The 18988-nt window shown below is 74.0% G+C and carries 15 protein-coding genes and 1 pseudogene; 13 read left to right on the forward strand and 3 right to left on the reverse strand.

Annotated features, from left to right (window positions below; all coding sequences use genetic code 11):
* Window positions 1–8: 8 nt before the first annotated feature.
* On the forward strand, window positions 9–1193 hold the full coding sequence (locus ABD355_RS25745; RefSeq protein WP_344403022.1) for a macrolide family glycosyltransferase: 1185 nt from the start codon (window positions 9–11) through the stop codon (window positions 1191–1193).
* Between the two features lie 244 nt (window positions 1194–1437).
* Window positions 1438–2622 carry a beta-ketoacyl-[acyl-carrier-protein] synthase family protein gene (locus tag ABD355_RS25750; protein WP_344403023.1) on the forward strand — a complete coding sequence of 395 codons (1185 nt, stop codon included), beginning with the start codon at window positions 1438–1440 and terminating at the stop codon, window positions 2620–2622.
* Between the two features lie 16 nt (window positions 2623–2638).
* Here ABD355_RS25750 and ABD355_RS25755 read toward each other — a convergent pair whose 3' ends face one another.
* Together ABD355_RS25755 and ABD355_RS44730 are read right to left on the reverse strand one after the other, a co-directional pair.
* The gene (locus ABD355_RS25755; RefSeq protein WP_344403024.1) at window positions 2639–4798 is read right to left on the reverse strand and encodes an ATP-binding SpoIIE family protein phosphatase; all 2160 of its coding nucleotides are present in this window, start codon (window positions 4796–4798) and stop codon (window positions 2639–2641) included.
* Window positions 4799–5039: 241 nt separating this feature from the next.
* Window positions 5040–5294: an nSTAND1 domain-containing NTPase gene (locus tag ABD355_RS44730; protein WP_425585795.1), complete on the reverse strand. Its 255-nt coding sequence runs from the start codon at window positions 5292–5294 to the stop codon at window positions 5040–5042.
* Here ABD355_RS44730 and ABD355_RS25760 point away from each other — a divergent pair.
* Window positions 5226–5378 carry a hypothetical protein gene (locus ABD355_RS25760; RefSeq protein WP_344403025.1) on the forward strand — a complete coding sequence of 51 codons (153 nt, stop codon included), beginning with the start codon at window positions 5226–5228 and terminating at the stop codon, window positions 5376–5378. The genes ABD355_RS44730 and ABD355_RS25760 overlap by 69 nt on opposite strands.
* 355 nt (window positions 5379–5733) lie before the next feature.
* On the opposite strand, the gene ABD355_RS25765 is transcribed toward ABD355_RS25760, so the two are convergent.
* Complete coding sequence (locus ABD355_RS25765) at window positions 5734–7098, reverse strand: MFS transporter (protein WP_344403027.1); 1365 nt, start codon at window positions 7096–7098, stop codon at window positions 5734–5736.
* A 562-nt stretch (window positions 7099–7660) separates the two neighbouring features.
* Between ABD355_RS25765 and ABD355_RS25770 the strand changes: the two genes are divergently transcribed.
* From ABD355_RS25770 to ABD355_RS25815, 10 genes and pseudogenes are all read left to right on the forward strand, one after another.
* Window positions 7661–8653, forward strand: a complete 993-nt coding sequence (locus ABD355_RS25770; protein ID WP_344403028.1) for an NAD-dependent epimerase/dehydratase family protein — start codon at window positions 7661–7663, stop codon at window positions 8651–8653.
* A 1-nt stretch (window position 8654) separates the two neighbouring features.
* On the forward strand, window positions 8655–10289 hold the full coding sequence (locus tag ABD355_RS25775) for a carbamoyltransferase family protein (protein WP_344403029.1): 1635 nt from the start codon (window positions 8655–8657) through the stop codon (window positions 10287–10289).
* A pseudogene (locus ABD355_RS25780) lies at window positions 10286–11269 on the forward strand (glycosyltransferase family 2 protein); the annotation flags it as partial. The gene ABD355_RS25775 and the pseudogene ABD355_RS25780, both read left to right, overlap by 4 nt.
* A gap of 527 nt (window positions 11270–11796) precedes the next feature.
* Entirely contained in the window at window positions 11797–12348 is a 552-nt protein-coding gene (locus ABD355_RS25785) for a D-glycero-alpha-D-manno-heptose-1,7-bisphosphate 7-phosphatase (RefSeq protein ID WP_344403030.1), read from the forward strand.
* A complete protein-coding gene (locus ABD355_RS25790; RefSeq protein ID WP_344403031.1) occupies window positions 12345–13352 on the forward strand; it encodes a glycosyltransferase family 9 protein in 1008 nt (335 codons plus the stop codon). Before ABD355_RS25785 ends, ABD355_RS25790 begins: the two co-directional genes overlap by 4 nt.
* Entirely contained in the window at window positions 13349–14311 is a 963-nt protein-coding gene (locus ABD355_RS25795) for a glycosyltransferase (protein ID WP_344403032.1), read from the forward strand. The genes ABD355_RS25790 and ABD355_RS25795 overlap by 4 nt, the downstream gene beginning before the upstream one ends.
* The gene (locus ABD355_RS25800) at window positions 14308–15549 is read left to right on the forward strand and encodes a glycosyltransferase (protein WP_344403033.1); all 1242 of its coding nucleotides are present in this window, start codon (window positions 14308–14310) and stop codon (window positions 15547–15549) included. Before ABD355_RS25795 ends, ABD355_RS25800 begins: the two co-directional genes overlap by 4 nt.
* Complete coding sequence (locus tag ABD355_RS25805) at window positions 15546–16166, forward strand: D-sedoheptulose-7-phosphate isomerase (protein ID WP_344403035.1); 621 nt, start codon at window positions 15546–15548, stop codon at window positions 16164–16166. The genes ABD355_RS25800 and ABD355_RS25805 overlap by 4 nt, the downstream gene beginning before the upstream one ends.
* The gene (gene rfaE2 / locus ABD355_RS25810; RefSeq protein ID WP_344403036.1) at window positions 16163–17809 is read left to right on the forward strand and encodes a D-glycero-beta-D-manno-heptose 1-phosphate adenylyltransferase; all 1647 of its coding nucleotides are present in this window, start codon (window positions 16163–16165) and stop codon (window positions 17807–17809) included. Before ABD355_RS25805 ends, rfaE2 begins: the two co-directional genes overlap by 4 nt.
* Window positions 17810–17921: 112 nt before the next feature.
* Complete coding sequence (locus tag ABD355_RS25815) at window positions 17922–18944, forward strand: glycosyltransferase family 9 protein (protein ID WP_344403037.1); 1023 nt, start codon at window positions 17922–17924, stop codon at window positions 18942–18944.
* The last annotated feature ends 44 nt before the right edge of the window (window positions 18945–18988 follow it).

The following is an 18988-nucleotide window of genomic DNA, read 5'->3' on the forward strand; positions in this document are numbered from 1 at the left end:
GTCCGGACATGCCCCGTTCTGCTCATATCGCCATGGTCGGTACGCCTCTGGTCGGGCATGTGCTGCCCAGTCTGGAGATCATCCGTGAGCTTGTGGCGCGCGGTCACCGCGTGACGTATGCCAACGCCGGTCCCCTCGCCGAGCTGGTCGCCGCCACCGGCGCCGAGCCGATCGGCGTCACGTCCACCCTTCCGGTCGCCGGCCCCGACTGGCCGCAGGATCCCATCGCCTCCGCCTCCCGCTTCCTCGACGAGGCGATCGCCGTACTCCCCCAACTGCACGCCGTGTACGACGATCCCGCCGATCTCTATCTCTACGACGTCGGCGCGTACGCGGGCCGCGCGCTGGCCGAGGCGCAGGGCCGCGGCCATGTCCAGCTGGCCGCGGGGCATGTGGCCTGGGAGGGCGCCCAGGAGGAGATCGGCGCGGCGTACGACCGGCTGCCCGGAGGCCCCGCCTACCGGGCGCGGTTCGCGGACTGGCTGGCCCGGTGCGGTGCGGTGACCACGAACGTGGAGGAGTTCACCGGCCACCCGAAGCGGGTGCTGGCCATGATCCCGCGCGCCATGCAGCCGCTCGCCGAACGTGTCGACGCCGAGGCGGTGACGTTCGTCGGCCCGTGCCTCGGCGCCGAGCGCGAGCAGGACGGCTGGACCCGGCCGGCCGAGGCGAAGAAGGTGCTGCTGGTGTCGCTGGCCGGCTCGGCGTACCACGCGGCACGGGAGACCTACCACCAGTGCGCGGCCGCGTTCACGGATCTCCCGGGATGGCATGTGGTGCTGCAGACGAGCAGTGCCGACGATCTGGGCGAGCGGATTCCGCGTAACTTCGAAGTGCGGCCGTGGGCCTCGCCGTTGACCGTTCTCGAGCAGGCCGACGTGTGGGTGACGCACACCGGGATGGACAGCAGCAGCCAGGGCCTGTGCAGCGGTGTGCCGATGATCGCGGTACCGAACGGCCCCGGCCAGTCCCTGTACGCCGACCGGCTCGTCGAACTGGGCGTCGCCCGCCGGGTCGACGCTGCGGACGTCACGGCGGCGACGCTGCGTACCGCCCTGATGGAACTCATCGGCGATCCACAGGTCGCCGCGCGCTCGGCATGGCTGTGGTCCGAGGTCCGCGCCGAGGGAGGCACCCGCCGGGCCGCCGATCTGATCGAAGAGCAGCTGGCCGGGGACAGGGTGCGCTGTTGACACGGCGAATGTACATCAAGGGGTCAACTCCCCCCATATGTGCGCCGTCTCACGCACACCAATAGCCATCCGAGTTGTCCAGATCACAGCGTAAATGCCCATTTGGCGTCCATGCTCGAAGCGGCTCAAGGAGCCCGAAGTGGAGCGCAGCGCCATTTACTTGGACACAACCTGCCTAAGTGGCCCATGACACAGCGTTCGTGGCGCTCTGCCTCGTTCCATCCCCCGGAGAGAGGTGCCCCTCATGGCCGCTTACCTGTGCCCGCCTGCCGTGATACACGGTGAGCACACCGTGCAGACCAGCCAGATCGTGGCGGAAGTGCGCGATCGCCACCCCGATGCGACGTGGGCGCCGAGGATCGACGGCATCGCGGCCAGTACGGGCATCGAATCCCGCGGATGGATGCTGCCGTTGGAGGCCGCCGTCGCACCCGGCAGCGGGGGCGGCCTGCCGGCTGCCGGCATCGGGCAGGCCCGTCAGGCGCTGGCCGGTGACGGGTTCACCGAGCAGGACGTGGACCGCGTGATCGCCGCCCTGGAGGCGATACCCGCGCCGCAGACCGTCCAGGAGCGCACCGCGCCGGCCTGGGCGGCCGTGCAGTCCTGCGGGGAGCGTGCGGCGCGCGGGGCCCTGCAGATCGCGGGCCTGGACACCTCGGACGTCGACTGTCTGATCACCAGTCACTCCACCACCCCGGCGCTGCCGGGGCTGGACGTCTCCCTGGCCAACAAGCTCCCGCTCCGCGAGGACGTGCTGCTGCTGCCGGCCACGCAGTGGGCCTGCATAGCGGGGACCCGTTCCCTGGCGCTGGCGGCGGATCTCGTGGCCGCGGACCCCGACCGGGTGGTCCTGGTGGTGATCGCGGAGGCGCTGAGCACGACGTACCAGCCCGCGGACGACACCCTGGAGTCCTTGATCGTCCGGCTGCTGTTCGCGGACACCGCGGTCGCCGCGGTGGTCACGGGCCGCCCGAGGCCCGAGTCGGCGCTGCGGCTTGACGCCTCCTGGAACCACACCCTGCCCGGCACCCAGGACCTGCACCGCCTGGAGACGCGCGAGGACGGCACCCACTTCGTGATGGACCGGCGCGGGCCGCGCGCCGTCCAGGAGACGGTCACCGCGATGTGGGAGTGGCTGCGCCTGCGCTACCAGGACGACCCCGGCTCCTGGCACCCCGACGTGCTGCTCGCGCACCCCGGCGGGACGCGCGTGCTGGAGTACATGGAGCAGACGATGCCCGACGGGTGGCCGTCGGGGCTGCTGGAGTACAGCCGGGACAGCTACACCAGCGGCAACCGCGGAGGCGCCGCCGTGTTCGACATCATGCGCAGGGCCTACGACGCCGGGCAGGAACCGGGCAGTCGTGCCGTCCTGTACGCGGCGGCCCCGGGCCTGACGGCCACCGCCCTGGAAGGCGAGTGGCTGTAAGGCCAGGAAGGCTCCGTCACCTCTCGACCGACGCCCAGACCACCTTGCCGTTGTCCGTCCAGCGCACGCCCCAACGGGTGGTGAGGCCGTGCACGACGTGCAGGCCGCGACCGCCGTCGTCGAGGAGCCCGCCCCGGCCGAGCCGCGGCCGGCCGTTGCCGGTGTCGCCCACCTCGCACAGCAGCCCGTGGCCGGTCCTGATCAGCCGTACCGTGAGGGGTCCGCCGGCGAAGCGGACCGCGTTGGCGACCAGTTCGTCGACCACCAGCAGCACCTTGTCCTGGGTGTCGGCCCTGATACGCCACTGCCCCAGCAGCGCGGAGACCAGTGTGCGGGCCCGGGCGGCCGCGTCGCCTCGGGCCGGCAGCCGCCAGGTCGCGGTGTCCCCCTTGCGGTAGCCGATCATGCGGGCGAGCAGCAGGGTCACGTCGTCGCGCCGGTGCGCGGGCGCCAGCGCGGAGACCACGCGCCGGGCGGCCTGCTGCAGGGCGTCCCAGGGGTGGACCGTGGACACGGCGTCCGCCAGCCTGGCGATGCCCTCGTCGATCGACAGCGCGGGGTCCTCCACCAGGCCGTCGGTGTAGAGGGCGAGCAGTGAGCCCGGGGGCGCGGCGAAGGCGTGCACCTCGTACGGCTCCCGCAGCGCGAACTCGGCGCCCAGCCCGGGGTGGGTGCGCACGGCGACCGGGCGGGCGGGTCCGCCCGGGGGCATCAGGACCGGGGGGAGATGGCCGGCGCTGGCCAGGGCCACGTGGTGGCTGACGGGGTCGTACACCGCGATGCAGCAGGTCGAGCCGAGGGCGCTGTAGCCGGCCGCAAGACCGGACTCGGCGTCGTCCAGCAGTGACACGGTCTCGTCCAGGTGCTCCAGCACCTCGTCGGGCGCCAGGCCCGCGGAGAGCAGCGCGCGGGCCTCCATGCTCAGCTGTCCCATGGTCGCGGCGGCTCCCAGGCCGTGCCCGACGACGTCACCGACCACCAGCGCGGTACGGCCGTCCGGCAGCGGAAAGCTGTTCACCCAGTCACCGCCGACGCCCGCGCTGTCGGGGGTGGCGGGCTGGTAGACGCTGGCGGTCTCGATGGTGTCGCCGCCGGAGCGGGGCAGCAGCCGGCGCTGCAGCGCCAGCACCTGGGTGTGCTCGCGCTGGTGCTGACGGGCCAGGTCGACGTGGTGGGAGGTCCTGGCCACCAGCTCCTGCAGGTCGAACAGCTCGCTGTCCTCGAAGGGGCGGTCCGCCCGCCGCCAGACCTCCGCCACGCCCAGAACGACGGGCGGCGCGCCGTCCAGGACCAGCGGTATGCACGCCACGGCCGCCGCCTGGTCACCGGGCACCAGGGCACGGACCAGCCGCGGACTGCCGAGCACCCGCTCGATCGCCTTCCGGTCGGGTATGACCAGGGCCTGCGCGGCGTCGTCACGGAGTACCGCCCGGGACAGCAGGCGGCTCGCATCGCCGGGAAGGTCGTCGCCCGGGGTCACGTACCCGTCGGGCCAGGCCCGGTCCGGCACCAGGGCCGCCCGCCGCAGCCGGATGCGCTCCTGCGGCTGGCCGGTGACCACCTCGCCCGTCCATACGGCGAAGTCGAGGTCGATGGCGGTCACGTCTCCCCAGGCCAGCAGGGACTCCGCGAGCGACTGGGCGGTCTCGCCGACGTCCAGCGAGGTGCCGATCGCGGTCTCGGCCGCGTACAGGTGCAGCCTCCTGGCCATGGCGATCAGGGAGACGGTCAGGCCCTCCTGGGGCGCCGCGGCGGCCAGGATGCTCATCGAGACCACCAGCTCCGACCCGTCGCCGCGCCGCAGCCGCTGGACCCGGGCGACGTGCGGCTCACCGGTCTCCAGGACCTGCCGCAGCCGCCGGGTGACCGTCGGTACGTCCCAGGGTGGCAGCAGATCGACGAAGGGTTTTCCGGTCACGGCCTCCACCCCCGCGAAGACGGGGGCGTTCAGATTGCAGCGGGTGATTCTCAGGTCCTGGTCCAGGCTGACCGCGCCGAGGATCTGCTCCGGGCGGCCGGGTGCCGGATCCGCCTCTGCGCGAGGGCGGGCGGCGCTGTCGTCCTGCTGATCGGCGGAACCGGCCTCCGCCGCTCCCTCGCCCGGCATGTACCGCCCCAAAGCGCCGCTGACCATGTCGAACGGCGACGCGGACGAAGGGGAGGGGGTGGAGTCCATGCGGCTCTCTCAGCTCGCTCGCCGGCCCCGGCACAACGCCGGGGACGTATCAGAACCCGGGCGACAGGGCCCCGAGATTCCTGACCGCACAGCTCATTCAATAACACCCACGCCCGCTTCGCCCACACCAGCGGATCACACACCAGGGGGCCGACGCGACCATCCACCGCACGCACCGGGCGCCGACCGCTGCGTCAGGCAGCCGTGCCCCGGCCCGCCCTGCCCGTGACATCGCCGCCCTTCACCTGGCAACGACACCGGGGCCAGGGTGCGACGGGAGTCCCGGACCAAGCCCGCTCCGACCACACCGCCGCCGCTGCACCGACACCAGCGAATCCCGCGCTATAGGGCCGCCGCCGCCACTGCGCGCACCGTTCGCGGTCCTCCTCGATCCAGCCGTGCAGCCCCAGCAGGTGATCAGGGACTCGTGGGCGAGCCGGACGCCCTCCTCGTCGGCGGTCAGCAGCCGGGCCCGGGTCAGCCGCTCCACCACCACCCGCACATCGGTGTCCGCCCACCGCGCGCACCGGGCGCCGACCACTTCGTCAGGCAGCCGTTCCCCGGCCCGCCCTGCCCGTGACATCGCCGCCCTTCACCGGGCAACGACACCGGGGCCAGGGTGCGACGGGAATCCCAGGCCAAGCCCGCTCCGACAACACCGCAGCCGCTGCAGCCGCACCAGCGAATCCCGCGCTATAGGGCCGCCGCCGTGCGCGCGCCGGGCGCCGGCCCTGCGCCAGGCAGCCGTTTCCAAGTCCGCCCTGCCCGTGACATCGCCGTCCTTCACCGACAACTTCACCAGGGCCGAGATGGGGCAAGCAGGCCGGACCAAGCCCACTCCGACCACACCGCGGCCGCTGCACCCGCAGCAGCGGATCACACACCAGGGCGTCGATGCCGCCGTCCACTGCGCCCGCCAGGGCGCCGGACCTGCGTCAAGCAGCCGTATCCAGGTCCGCCCTGCCTGTGACGTCGTCGTCCTTCACGGGCAACGTCACCGGGACCGGGGTCCGGCGGGAGTGCCGGACGAAACCCGCTCCGATCGCGCCTGCGATGATCACTCCGCCCGTCACCAGGGCGCCGCGGGCCCCGGCCACCTCCATCAGGAGGCCGAGCGCGGGCGGGCCGCCGAGGCCCCAGGCCGTGCCGATGCTGTTCCACACGCCGAGTACGCGTCCCCGCAGGTGAGGGGGCGGATCCGTCTGCAGTACCGCGGTCCCGGCGGTGTCGGAGACGGACTCCACGACCGCCATCGGCAGCACCAGGACCAGCAGCACCGTCAGCGACGGGGACAGACCCGCCGCCACCTGCAGCAGGGCGCCCGCGGCCGCCAGGGTGCCGACGAGCCGGACCGAGGGCCGCCGCAGCCGGGCGCCGAGGATCGCGCCCAGGATGCCGCCGACGGCGAGCACCGTGGAGACCGTCCCGAAGGCCCCCGCTCCACCCGCGAGGGGCCCCGTGACCAGCACCGCCAGGGTGAGGCCGTAGTTGCGGCCGAAGACCGAGCTGATCCCGGTGACCGCGGCGAGCGCGACCATACGGGGGCGGCGGGCGAAGTAGAGCAGGCCCTGCCGCACGGTCAGGTCGGGGCCGCGCTCGGCACCCTCCCGGCGAGGCGGGGTGCGCACCCGGGCGGCGTGGCCGACCGCGCCGGGCGCCGGGCGCAGGAACGGGACGACCGAGGCCACGAAGAGGAACGACACACCGTTCGCGGCATACGCGGCGGCCGTGCCGAGGAAGCCGACCGTCACACCGGCCAGCCCGGTCCCCACCAGCCGGCCCGCGTTGTGCACGAGCGCGCCGACTCCGATGGCGGAGGGGACGTCCGCCACCGGCACGAGGTCGTTGCCCAGCAGCGCGCACGCGGGCCCGTCGACCGTGGCGATCAAGCCGGTGACGGCGGCCAGCACCATCAGGGACGTCATGTCGAGCCGGCCGAGCGCCACCAGCACGGCCGTGGTGAAGGCGACCGCGCCGAGCAGCGCCTGACTGACGGCGGCGGTCAGCTTGAGCGGCCACCGGTCCACGGCGGTGCCGCCCAGCAGGCTCATGAACAGGGCCGGAGCCGCCTGGACGGACATCGAAAGCCCGGTCGCCGCGGCGGAGCCGGTGATCTGCAGAACCAGCAGGTTCTGCACCGTGAGCTGCATCCAGGTGCCGGCGTTCGACAGAAAGTTGGCGACGGACCACCAGCGCATGCTGCGGTACCTCAGCGACCGCCAGGGCGAGCGTGAGGCGCCCCCGGGCGGGACCGGGGCGGGATCCCGCGCAGGCGGGAGCAGGGCAGGAGTGGAAGACACAGTGCGGTACTCGACAACCAGGAGGAGCCGGACGAGGAACCGGACCGAGGGAACCGAGGATCACCGGCTGCGCTGCGCGGAGGTTCCACCGAGTCGGTCACGGCGCGGACCATCGTGACAGACGGGATCCCCGAGGCGACGGCCTCTGCCCCCGCCGCCTCGCCGGCATGGAGGGCAACTGCCCGGAAAATGCCCGTATTTGGGTGATCGAGTGTGCTTGCTCACAGCTCTCGGGCGGCGAGTGCGGTGGCTCACAGCCCTCCGGGCCGCCAAGTCGCGAGCGTCCCGGGAGAGACGCATAGTGAGAATCAACGTGTGAAACCAACTGCCTCGGGAACCCCGCTGGGCAGTGCGGCGCCCAGGGAGGCGGCCGCTGGGGCGGTGCCACGGCCGAGCGCCATCCGCGACCTGTTCTTTCACTTACGTCAAAAGGCTCGGGAAGCTCACCGAAGCTCCCCGCATCTCTTCGAAACCCCCTTCGAAACCCCCTTGTACCGCGCCGGACGGGGTGTGCGGCGCGCCGCTCCCTGATGCCTCCGTGCGCGGACGAAGGAGGCGCCTCATGACCACTGTCTCGACGTATACATGGCAACGCGCCCTGGTGACCGGCGGCGCCGGTTTCCTCGGCAGCCACCTGTGCGAGCGCCTGATGGATTCAGGTGTCGAAGTCGACTGCGCCGACAACCTGTGCTCCGGGTCCCGCGAGAACATCGCGGATCTGGAGGAGCGCCGCGGGTTCCGGTTCGTGGAGTGCGACGTCTCGGCGCCCGACGCCGTGCAGCGGCTGCCGGGGCCGTACGACCTGGTGCTGCACTTCGCATGCCCTGCCTCCCCCGCCGACTACCTCCGGCTCCCCCTGGAGACGCTCGACGTCGGCAGTCTCGGCACCCGCAACATGCTGGCCGTGGCGGAGCGCGACCGGGCCCGCTTTCTGCTCGCCTCGACGTCCGAGGTGTACGGCGATCCCCTGGTCCACCCCCAGCGGGAGGACTACTGGGGCAACGTGAACCCGGTGGGCCCGCGCAGTGTGTACGACGAGTCCAAACGGTTCGCCGAGGCGCTGGTCACCGCTCATGTGCACGCCAGAAGTGCCGACGCGGGCATCGTGCGGATGTTCAACACCTACGGTCCGCGTATGCGCGGACACGACGGGCGCGCCGTCCCGACGTTCGTCAGTCAGGCACTGGCGGGCGAACCGCTGACGGTGGCCGGGGACGGCCGTCAGACGCGGTCCCTGTGCTACGTGGACGACACCGTCGACGGCGTCCTGCTGGTCGCGGCCAGCCACTCGGTCCGCCCCGTCAACATCGGCGGCAGCGACGAGGTCACGGTCCGCGAGATCGCCCGCCGCGTGGTCGAGCTGACCGGGTCCTCCTCGCGGATCGTGTACGTCGACCGCCCCACCGACGACCCGCAGCGGCGCCGCCCCGACACGGGCCTCGCCCGCGAGCTGCTGGGCTGGACGCCCCGCGTGCCCTGGGAGGAAGGCATCAAGCAGACCATCGCCTACTTCGCCACCGCGCTTCCGGCGCGCGAGCCCGCCCCGGAGGTGTGAGATGCGTGTCCTGGGAATCAACGCCCTCTTCCACGACCCGGCCGCGGCGCTCGTCATGGACGGCAGGATCGTGGCGGCGGCGGAGGAGGAACGCTTCAGCCGACGCAAGCACGGCAAGCGGCCCGTCCCCTTCTCCGCCTGGGAGCTGCCCGAACTGGCCGCCCGATGGTGCCTGGACCAGGCCGGCCTGAGCCCGTCCGACCTGGACGCGGTCGCCTACTCGTACGACCCCCGACTCGCCCGTCCGGCAGACCGGTTGGGCCTGCACGATCCCTGGGACCACCTGCGTCAGGAATACGCCCGCCGCGCCCCGGAGTTCCTCGCCGAGGCCCTGCCGGGGCTCGATCCGGACAAGGTCCGCTTCGTCGCCCACCATGTCGCGCACGCCGCCTCGGCCGGGCAGGCAGCCCCGTATCCCGACAACGCGGTTCTCGTGCTGGACGGCCGCGGCGAATGCGGCTCCCACCTCGCCGGCCACTACACGAACCGCGAACTCACCGTGCTGGGCTCGCAGTCGCTGCCCGACTCCATGGGCCTGTTCTACGAGGACCTCACGCAGCACCTCGGTTTCCTGCGCAGCAGCGACGAGTTCAAGGTGATGGCGCTGGCCTCCTACGGAAAGCCGCGCCACCTCGACCGGTTGCGCGAGTACGTCCACCTGGACGGCGACGGCGGCTTCCGGGCCCGCCCCGTGCCGTGGGCGTCGCTGGTCCCGCCGCGTCCGAAGGACGGCGGCTGGACGCAGGACCACGCCGACCTCGCCGCCAGCGCGCAGGCGTGCCTGGAGGAGGTCCTGCTGGGGCTCGCCCGGTGGCTGCACGACCGTACCGGCCAGGACGTGCTGACGCTCGCGGGCGGTGTGGCGCTCAACTGCGTGGCCAACACGCGGCTGCACCGGGAGACGCCCTTCCGGCACATCTGGGTGCAGCCCGCCGCGGGGGACGCGGGTACCGCGCTCGGCGCCGCGCTCCATGTCGCCCAGCAAAGGGAAGACGTGCAGCCGATGCCGACCGCCGCGCTCGGCCGGGGCTGGAGCGATGCCGAACTGCGCGACTGGCTGGAGCGCGCGGCCGTCCCCTACGAGGAGCCGGACGACATCGCCGAGACGGTCGCCGCCGAACTCGCCGGTGACGGCATCGTGGCCTGGTTCCAGGGCCGCAGCGAGTACGGGCCCCGGGCGCTCGGCCACCGCTCACTGCTCGCTCATCCCGGCCGCGCGGAGAACCTGGAGCGCCTCAACGCCGTGAAGGGCCGTGAGGAGTTCCGCCCGGTCGCCCCGATGGTGCTGGCCGAGCGGGCCGCGGAGCTGTTCGACGGGCCGCTGCCCAGCCCGTACATGCTGTTCGTGCACGACGTGGCCGAGGAGTGGCGGGGGCGTATCCCGGCCGTCGTCCACGTGGACGGCACGGCCCGCATCCAGACGGTCGACCGGGAGGACGAACCCCTCGTCGCCCGCATGATCGACGGATTCGAGCGCCTGACAGGTCTGCCCGTCGTCGTCAACACGAGCCTCAACACCGCGGGACGGCCCATGGTCGACGATCCCCGGGACGCCCTGGAGTGCTTCGGCTCCGCGCCCGTGGACCTGCTGGCGCTCGGGCCGTTCGCGATCCGGCGGAAGAGGGTGTTCGCATGACGGGCGCCACCGCCTACTCCGTGGTCATCCCGACGATCGGGCGCCCCTGCCTCGCCGACTGCCTGCGTGCGCTCGCCGCGGCGGACGACCATCCGCCCGAGGAGGTCGTCGTGGTGGACGACCGCCGCGCGCCCACCGCCCCCCTGCCCCTGGAAACTGCCGGCACGCTTCGCGTCCGGACCCTGCGCACGGGAGGACGCGGCCCCGCGGCCGCCCGCAACACCGGCTGGCGCACGCTGCGTACGCCCTGGACCGTCTTCCTCGACGACGACGTCCAGGTGCTGCCCGACTGGTCCCGCCGTCTCGCCGACGACCTCGGCACGGCGGACGCCGCCACGGGCGGCATCCAGGGGCGACTACGGGTGCCCCTGCCAAAGGACCGCCGGCCCACCGACTGGGAACGCGGTACGGCCGGCCTGGAGCACGCCGCCTGGGCCACCGCGGACATGGCCTACCGGACGGCGGCGCTGGCCGAGGTCCAGGGCTTCGACGAGCGGTTCGGCCGCGCCTTCCGGGAGGACGCGGACCTCGCGCTGCGGGTGCGGGAGGCCGGCTGGTCGCTGCACCGGGGAACCCGGGTGACACGCCACCCGGTGCGCCCGTCCGACCGCTGGGCGTCGGTACGGGCCCAGCGCGGCAACGCCGACGACGCCCTGATGACCCGGCTGCACGGCCCGGACTGGTGGACGCGCGCCGAGGCCCCCCGCGGACGCCTCCCCCGGCACGCACTCGTGACGTCCCTGGCGATCACGGCACCCGCCCTGGCCCTGACCAGCCGCCGCCGCGCCGCCGGCGCCGCCGCAGCCCTGTGGGCCCTGGGCACGGCCGAGTTCACCCTGTCCCGCATCCGCCCCGGCCCCCGCACCCGAGCCGAGATCACCACCATGCTCACCACGAGCCTGGTCATCCCCCCACTCGCGGTCCACCACTGGCTCAACGGCTTGCTACGCCACCGAAGGGCGACACCGCTCGGTGGCACGGCCGCCGGAGGCACGGCCGCCGGAGGCACGGCCGCCGGGGAGACGCCTGCCGGGCAACACGCTGGAGGAACACCTGCCGGGGACACGACGGGCGGCGACCCACCCACCGAGGGCAGGCGGGCCGGGGCATCCGCCGGGGACGCAGCGGTGGAGGACACAGCCGCCAAGAACACAACAGCCGGCGACACGCCGGCCAGGGGCACGCCCATCGGAGTACCCGCCAAGAACACCACCGCCGACGAAACGCCCGCCGGGAACACGCCCGCCAAGAACACAGCCGCCGACGACGCACCCGTCCGGGGCGCGCCCGCGGAGGCATCCGCCGGGGACACAGCCGCCGGCCACACGCCCGTCCAGCCCGCCGGAGCACCCGCCACGGACACGCCCATCGGGGACACGCCCATCGCAGAACCCGCCGGTGACCCGACCGCGGAGGACACGGCCGCCGGGAACACAGCGGCCGAGGGCACACCCGTCGGGGACGCCGAGGCCCCGCCTGTCGGCGAGAAACCCGCCAGGGGTGCGCCGTGACCCCCCAGGACGCCCGGCGCGTCGGCGCCGTGCTCTTCGACCGGGACGGCACGCTCGTCGAGGACGTCCCCTACAACGGGGACCCCGCCCTCGTGCGGGCGTTGCCCGGGGCTCGGCGGGCGTTGGATCTGTTGCGGGGTGCCGGTATTCCGGTCGGGGTCGTCAGTAATCAGTCGGGGGTCGGGCGGGGGCTGATCACGGACGGCGATGTGCGGCGCGTCAACGAGCGGGCGGACGAGCTGCTCGGTGGGCTCGATGTGTGGGTCTACTGCCCGCATCCGCCCGACGCGGGCTGTGGCTGCCGTAAGCCCCGGCCCGGACTGGTGGTGGAGGCGGCACGGCGCCTGGGTGTGGCTCCGGCGGACTGTGTGGTGATCGGTGACATCGGCGCCGATGTCCAGGCCGCGCGCGCCGCGGGTGCGCGAGGGGTGCTCGTGCCCAACGCGGTCACGTTGCCGGAGGAGGTCGAGGCAGCGCCCGGCACCGCGCCCGACCTGCTCACGGCGGTCCGGCGGATCCTCGGTGAGGCGCCAGGCGGGCTGCCGTGAAGACGCTGGTCGTGCGCCTCGACAGCTTCGGTGACGTGCTGCTCGCCGGGCCCGCGGTCCGGGCGGTGGCGGCGAGTTCCCGCCAGGTCACGATGTTGTGCGGTCCCCGCGGGGAACCCGCCGCCCGGCTGCTGCCCGGCGTCGACGAGTTGATGGTGTGGGAGGCGCCGTGGGAGGGCTTCGATCCGCCCACCGTCCAGGAGGCGGATGTCGAGGGCCTCGTGCGGCGCCTTGCCGACGCCGCGTTCGACGCCGCGCTCGTTCTCACCTCGTTCCATCAGAGTCCCCTGCCGACCGCCCTGGTGCTGCGCCTGGCCGGCGTCCGACGTATCGGCGCCGACAGCGTCGACCACCCCGGCCGCCTCCTCGACGCACGGCACCGGCGGCTGCCCGGCCGCCATGAGGCCGAGGCCGCCCTGGACACCGCCGCCGCCATGGGCTTCCTGCCGCCCCCCGGGGACGACGGCCGGCTGCGCGTGCTGCCGCCGCCCGACACGATCGCGCTGACCGGCAACGGCCCGTACGTCGTGCTCCACCCCGGCGCCAGCGCACCCGCCCGCGCCTGGAGCCCCGAACGCTGCGCCGAGGCCGTCGAGTCGCTGTCCGATGCCGGACATCGGGTCGTCGTCACCGGCGGCCCCGACGAGGTCGGCCTCACCCGCAAGGTCAGCGGCGACACCGCCGTGGACCTCGGCGGCAGGACCGACCCGCGCACGCTGGCCGGAGTCCTGCGCACCGCCGACGTCGTGGTGTGCGGCAACACCGGCCCCACCCATCTGGCGGCGGCCGTCGGCACACCGGTGGTGTCCCTGTTCGCTCCCGTGGTCCCGGCGGAGCGGTGGGCGCCGTACGGCGTGCCCAGCGTGCTCCTCGGCGACCAGAACGCGCCGTGCGCGGACACCAGGGCCCTGAACTGTCCCGTGCCCGGTCATCCGTGCCTCGACGAGGTCACGGCCCAGGACGTGGTGGCCGCGGTGCAGAAACTCCTGGGGGAGATCACATGAACGTCCTCGTCTGGCACGTGCACGGCTCCTGGCTGACCTCGTTCGTCCAGGGCGCGTACACCTTCCTCGTCCCCGTCACCCCCGACCGGGGCCCCGACGGCCTGGGACGGGCCAGAACCTGGCAATGGCCGCCCACGGTAAGGGAGTTGAGCCCCGCCGAACTGCGCGAGGCCGACATCGACCTGATGGTGCTGCAACGCCCGCACGAGCTCGAACTCGCCCGGCGGTGGACCGGCCGCCGCCCCGGCATCGACGTACCAGCCGTGTACGTCGAGCACAACAGCCCCCACGAGACGCCCGTGGACACCCGGCACCCGCTCGCGGACCGGACCGACATCACCCTGGTGCACGTCACCCACTTCAACCGGCTCATGTGGGACAACGGCCGGGCCCCGACCACGGTGATCGAGCACGGGATCATCGACCCCGGACACCTGTGGACCGGCGAGGAGCCGCGCGCCGCGGTCGTCGTCAACGAGCCCGTACGACGCGGCCGTACGACGGGAACGGACCTGTTGCCCCAGTTCGCCCGCGCGGTGCCGCTGGACGTCTTCGGCATGCGCACCGAAGGGCTCGCGGACCACCTCGGGCTGCCGCCCGACCGGCTGCGCAGCCGCGACCTGCCGCAGAGCGCCCTGCACCCGGCGATGGCGCGCTGCCGCACCTACCTCCACCCGGTCCGGTGGACGTCGCTCGGGCTGTCCCTGCTGGAGGCGATGTTCCTCGGGATGCCCGTCGTGGCACTCGACACCACCGAGGTGCGCGAGGCCGTTCCGGAGGGGGCCGGGGTGGTGTCCAACCGGCTCGACGTCCTGCGGGACGCCCTGCGCGGGTTCCTCGCGGATCCCGCGGACGCCCGGCTGACAGGGGAGGCCGCCAGGGCCGCGGCACAGGCCCGCTACGGAGAGCGGCGGTTCCGGGACGACTGGGAGCGCCTGATCAAGGAGGTCACCCGATGAGCACCAGCCACCCCTCGGCCGCCCGTGTCGCCATGGTCTCCGAGCACGCCAGCCCGCTGGCCGCGCTCGGCGGCCCGGACGCGGGCGGGCAGAACGTGTACGTGGCGCAACTCGCCGGGCGACTGGTCCGCCGGGGGCACGAGGTCACCGTGTACACGCGCCGTGACGACCCCCGGCTGCCGGAGCGGGTCAGCACGCCCGACGGGTTCCAGGTCGTCCACGTGCCCGCCGGACCGGCGGCCCCCATACCGAAGGACGAACTCCCGCCGTACATCCCGGAGTTCGGCGACTTCCTGGCCCGGCAGTGGGCCGCGGAGCCACCCGACGTCGTACACGCCCACTTCTGGATGTCCGGATGGGCGGCCCTCGCCGGGGCCCGCGACCTGGGCGTACCGGTCCTGCAGACCTACCACGCGCTCGGCACCGTCAAGAAGCGGCACCAGGGCGCCGCCGACACCAGCCCGCCCGACCGCATCGAGATCGAGACCGCCGTCGGCCGGGAGTGCAGCCGCATCATCGCGACCTGCGAGGACGAGGTGGGCGAACTCGAGGCGATGGGGCTGTCGAGGCGGCGCATCTCCGTCGTCCCCTGCGGGGTGGACCCCGTGCAGTTCGCCCCGGTCCCCGCGGCCCGCAGGCCGGCGTCCGCGCCCCGCCGCCTGCTCGCCGTCGGCAGGCTCGTCCCGCGCAAGGGCTTCGACCGCGCGATCCGCGCCCTCGCCGAGGTCCCCGACGCCGAACTCCTCATCGCCGGCGGGCCCGAAGCCGCCCTGCTGCTGGCCGAACCGGAGGCCGAGCGGCTGCGCGCGATCGCCGACGAGTGCGGTGTCGCCGACCGGGTGACCCTGCTGGGCGGGGTGAGCCGGGAGCTGATGCCGGGCCTGATGTCCAGCGCGGACCTGGTGCTGTCCCTGCCCCGCTACGAGCCCTTCGGCATCGTCCCGGTCGAGGCCATGGCCTGCTGCGCGCCGGTCCTCGCCACCGCCGTCGGCGGGCAGCTCGACACCGTCGTCGACGGTGTCACGGGCGTCCTGGTGCCGGCCGACGACGACCACGACATCAGCGCGGTCGTCCGCCGTCTGCTGGCCGATCCGGAGCTGCTCGCCCGCTACGGCGCCGCCGGACGGCGCCATGTCCTGGCCCGCTACACCTGGGACCGCGTGGCCGAGGGCGTCACCCGTGCCTACAGCGCCGTCTCCTGTGTCCCCGCCCCCTCGCTCTCGGGAGTCCTGCGATGAAACTGGCCACCGACGTCACGCACTGCGACGACCTGATGAAGGCACTGGAGCGGTTTCGCGGTTACGCCGGGCCCGTGGTGCGGCGCTGGGGCACCTCCCTGGCCACCCGGCTCGGGGCGGGGTCCCGGCTGCTCGTCGCCGGCAACGGCGGCAGCGCGGCACAGGCCCAGCACCTCACGGCCGAGCTGGTGGGCCGCTACCGGGACGACCGCCCCGCGTTCTCCGCGCTCGCCCTGCACGCGGACACCTCCTCGACGACCGCCATCGCCAACGACTACGGCGTCCAGGAGATCTTCGCCCGGCAGGTCGCGGCGCACGGCCGCGCGGGGGATGTCCTGGCCCTGCTGTCCACCAGCGGCGCCAGCGCCAACCTGCTCGTCGCGGCGGACCAGGCGCACCGCCTCGGCATGACCGTGTGGGCGCTGACCGGTCCGGCGCCGAATCCGCTGGCGGCCGCCGCCGACGAGAGCCTGTGCGTGGACGCGGCGACCTCGGCCACCGTGCAGGAGCTGCACCTCGTGACGGTCCACATGCTCTGCGAGGCGTTCGACGAGGCGGTCGAACGGCGGGGGGCCGGGGCGCCCTGGTCGTTCACCGCCGGGGAGCAGGGCGCATGACCTCCCCGGCCGCGCTGCTGGTCGTCGGGGACGCGCTGCTCGACCACGACGTCTGCGGCCGCGTCGAACGGCTCGCCCCTGACGCGCCGGTGCCGGTCGTCAGCGCGCCCCGGCGGGCCAGCCGGCCCGGCGGGGCCGCGCTCGCCGCCTGGCTCGCGGCGGCCGACGGCCGGCAGGTCACGCTGGTCACCGCGCTGGGCGACGACCCGGCCAGCGCGTCCCTGCGCGAGCTTCTCGCCGACCGGGTCGACCTGGTGGAGATCCCGCTCGCCGGGGCCCTGTCCAGCAAGACCCGCATCCTCGCGGAGGGCCGGCCGCTGCTGCGCCTGGACGACGGCGAGGGAACCGCGCTCGAGGGGACCGAGGAGGCACGTCGGGCGATCGCCCACGCCGGAGCCGTCCTCGTCGCCGACTACGGCCGCGGCACCGCGGATGTCCTGCGCGAGGCGCTGGCCGCCGCGGCGGCGCGGGTGCCGATCACCTGGGACCCGCACCCACGCGGCCGGTCACCGGTCCCGGGCGTCCGACTGGCGACACCGTCCGCCGCCGAGGCCCACAGCTTCGCGGGCAGTGAGGCAGCCGAGGCGGAGCTCCAAGTCCTCGGAAGCAACCCGGCAGCCGACGTCAAGGCCCGCACCCTCGGAGGCAACCCGGCAGCCGACGTCAAGGCCCACACCCCCGGAAGCAACCCGGCAGCCGACGTCAAGGCCCGCACCCTTGCGGGCAGTCGGGCAGCCGGGTTGGAGGCCAAAGCCCTCGCGGGCAGCCGGGTCGACGTGGAGTCCGGGCCCGGCGGCGAGTTGCAGCGGGCGGCGCGGGATGCCGGGCGGCTCGTTCGGGCGTGGCGTGCGGCCAGCGTCGCGGTGACGCTCGGCGGGCGCGGAGCGCTGCTGTCGCACGGCGAGACACCGCTGCTGGTGCCGTCGCCGGTCACCGCCGAGGGCGACGCCTGCGGCGCGGGGGACCGGTTCGCGGCGACGGCTGCCGGGCTCCTGGCCGACGGTGAACTCGTCGAGACGGCGGTGCGCGGGGCGGTACACGCCGCCACGCGTTACGTCGCCGAAGGCGGCGTCCGGTCCCTGGCGGCGGAGACCGCGCCGACCGAGCCCTCGCCTCCGCCGTCCGACGCCGAGCCGACCGACGACGCACTGCGCACGGCGGCCCGGGTGCGGGCCGCGGGCGGCACCGTCGTCGCCGCCGGCGGCTGCTTCGACCTGCTGCACGCCGGCCATGTGGCGCTGCTCCAGGCCGCCCGGCGCACCGGGGACTGCCTGGTCGTGTGCGTCAACTCCGACGCGTCCGTACGCCGCCGCAAGGGCACCGGACGGCCACTGGTCCCCGAAGCCGACCGGATCCGCGTCCTGCGCGCCCTGGAGTGCGTCGACGCGGTCGCGGTCTTCGACGAGGACACCCCGGAACGCCTGCTCGCCGAACTGCGCCCGCACATCTGGGCCAAGGGCGGCGACTACGCACTGACCCGCCTCCCGGAGGCACCCCTGGTGGAGAGCTGGGGCGGCCAGGTCGTCCTCTTCCCCTACCTCGACGGCCGCTCCACCACAGGCATCGCGGAACGAGCGGCCCTCACCCCGCGCAGGGCGGACACTCGCACGCAGGCCGCAGGCAACGGACGGAGGCCACGATGACGGAACCACCCCTCGCGCAGAGCCGGGGCGGACAGGTCACCGAGCGGGCGGCCCTCACCCCCCGAACGACACACACCCGCCCCCAGCCCGCGAGCACCGGACGGAGGCCACGATGAGCGAGCCGTCGCAGCGGCGTCGGGTGCTGGTGCTGCGGGCGCTGGGGCTCGGTGATCTCCTGGCCGGGGTGCCCGCTCTGCGGGGGATCCGGCGGGCCTTTGCCGGGGACTGTGTCGTGCTGGCCTTGCCGGGTTCCCTTGAGGAGGCGGCGTTGGCCACCGGGACCGTGGACGGCGTTCTGCCGGCCGAGGCGCCGGGACGCGGGGTGCCGTCGCTGGGGCATTGGGCCGGGCCGCCGCCGGACATCGCCGTCGACCTGCACGGCAACGGACCCGAGAGCCGCGACGCACTGGCAGCGCTCGGCCCCCGTCGGCTGCTGGCGCACGCCGCCGGGCCCGAACCCGGTCTCGGCCGGCCTCCGGTGTGGCGGCCGTACGAGCACGAGCGTGCGCGGTGGTGCCGTTTCCTCGGGGCGTACGGCATCCCCGCGGACCCCGACGACGTACGGCTGCCGGCGCCCGTCGCCCCGTCCCCGGCGCCGGGTGCCGTGGTGGTGCATCCGGGCGCGGAGTCGGCCGCCCGCCGCTGGCCCGCCGAGCGGTACGCCGTCGTCGTACGGCACCTGCGCGCCGTCGGCCGGCGGGTCGTGCTCACCGGCGGGCCGGGCGAGGACGCACTGGTGGAGGACGTAGCCGAACGCGCCGGCCTGCCCTCGCGCGACCTGCTGCGCGGCGGGCTGCCGTTCGGCGAGCTGTCGGCCCTCGTCGCCCGCGCCGCGCTGGTCGTCAGCGGCGACACCGGCCCGGCCCATCTCGCGGTGGCCCACGGAACGCCCTCGGTGACGCTGTTCGGGCCGGTGTCGCCCCGCCTGTGGGGACCCCCACGCGTCGAACGCCACCTCGCCCTGTGGAAGCCCGGCCCACCGGGAGACCCGCATGGGGACACCCCCGACCCCCAGTTGCTGCAGATCACGGCCGACGAAGTCCTCACCGCCGCATTGGGTCTGCTACGGCCCGTCCCGACAACGGCCCACCCGGCCAAGGGAGAAGACCCCCGTGGCATTCCATCCCACCGCTGAGGTGCCACCCCACCCGCGCGGCCCCCCACACGTCAAACACCACC

It is taken from the genome of Streptomyces longisporus (assembly GCF_039532765.1).
GTDB classification, from domain to species: Bacteria; Actinomycetota; Actinomycetes; order Streptomycetales; family Streptomycetaceae; genus Streptomyces; species Streptomyces longisporus.

Bases quoted from the DNA above. Each gene is read 5' to 3' on its own strand.
- ABD355_RS25795 (WP_344403032.1), top strand. From the start codon at position 13,349: ATGAACGTCCTCGTCTGGCACGTGCACGGCTCCTGGCTGACCTCGTTC.
- rfaE2 (WP_344403036.1), top strand. From the start codon at position 16,163: ATGACCTCCCCGGCCGCGCTGCTGGTCGTCGGGGACGCGCTGCTCGAC.
- ABD355_RS25815 (WP_344403037.1), top strand. From the start codon at position 17,922: ATGAGCGAGCCGTCGCAGCGGCGTCGGGTGCTGGTGCTGCGGGCGCTG.
- ABD355_RS25750 (WP_344403023.1), top strand. From the start codon at position 1,438: ATGGCCGCTTACCTGTGCCCGCCTGCCGTGATACACGGTGAGCACACC.
- ABD355_RS25800 (WP_344403033.1), top strand. From the start codon at position 14,308: ATGAGCACCAGCCACCCCTCGGCCGCCCGTGTCGCCATGGTCTCCGAG.
- ABD355_RS25745 (WP_344403022.1), top strand. From the start codon at position 9: ATGCCCCGTTCTGCTCATATCGCCATGGTCGGTACGCCTCTGGTCGGG.
- ABD355_RS25755 (WP_344403024.1), bottom strand. From the start codon at position 4,798: ATGGACTCCACCCCCTCCCCTTCGTCCGCGTCGCCGTTCGACATGGTC.
- ABD355_RS25770 (WP_344403028.1), top strand. From the start codon at position 7,661: ATGACCACTGTCTCGACGTATACATGGCAACGCGCCCTGGTGACCGGC.
- ABD355_RS25775 (WP_344403029.1), top strand. From the start codon at position 8,655: ATGCGTGTCCTGGGAATCAACGCCCTCTTCCACGACCCGGCCGCGGCG.
- ABD355_RS25805 (WP_344403035.1), top strand. From the start codon at position 15,546: ATGAAACTGGCCACCGACGTCACGCACTGCGACGACCTGATGAAGGCA.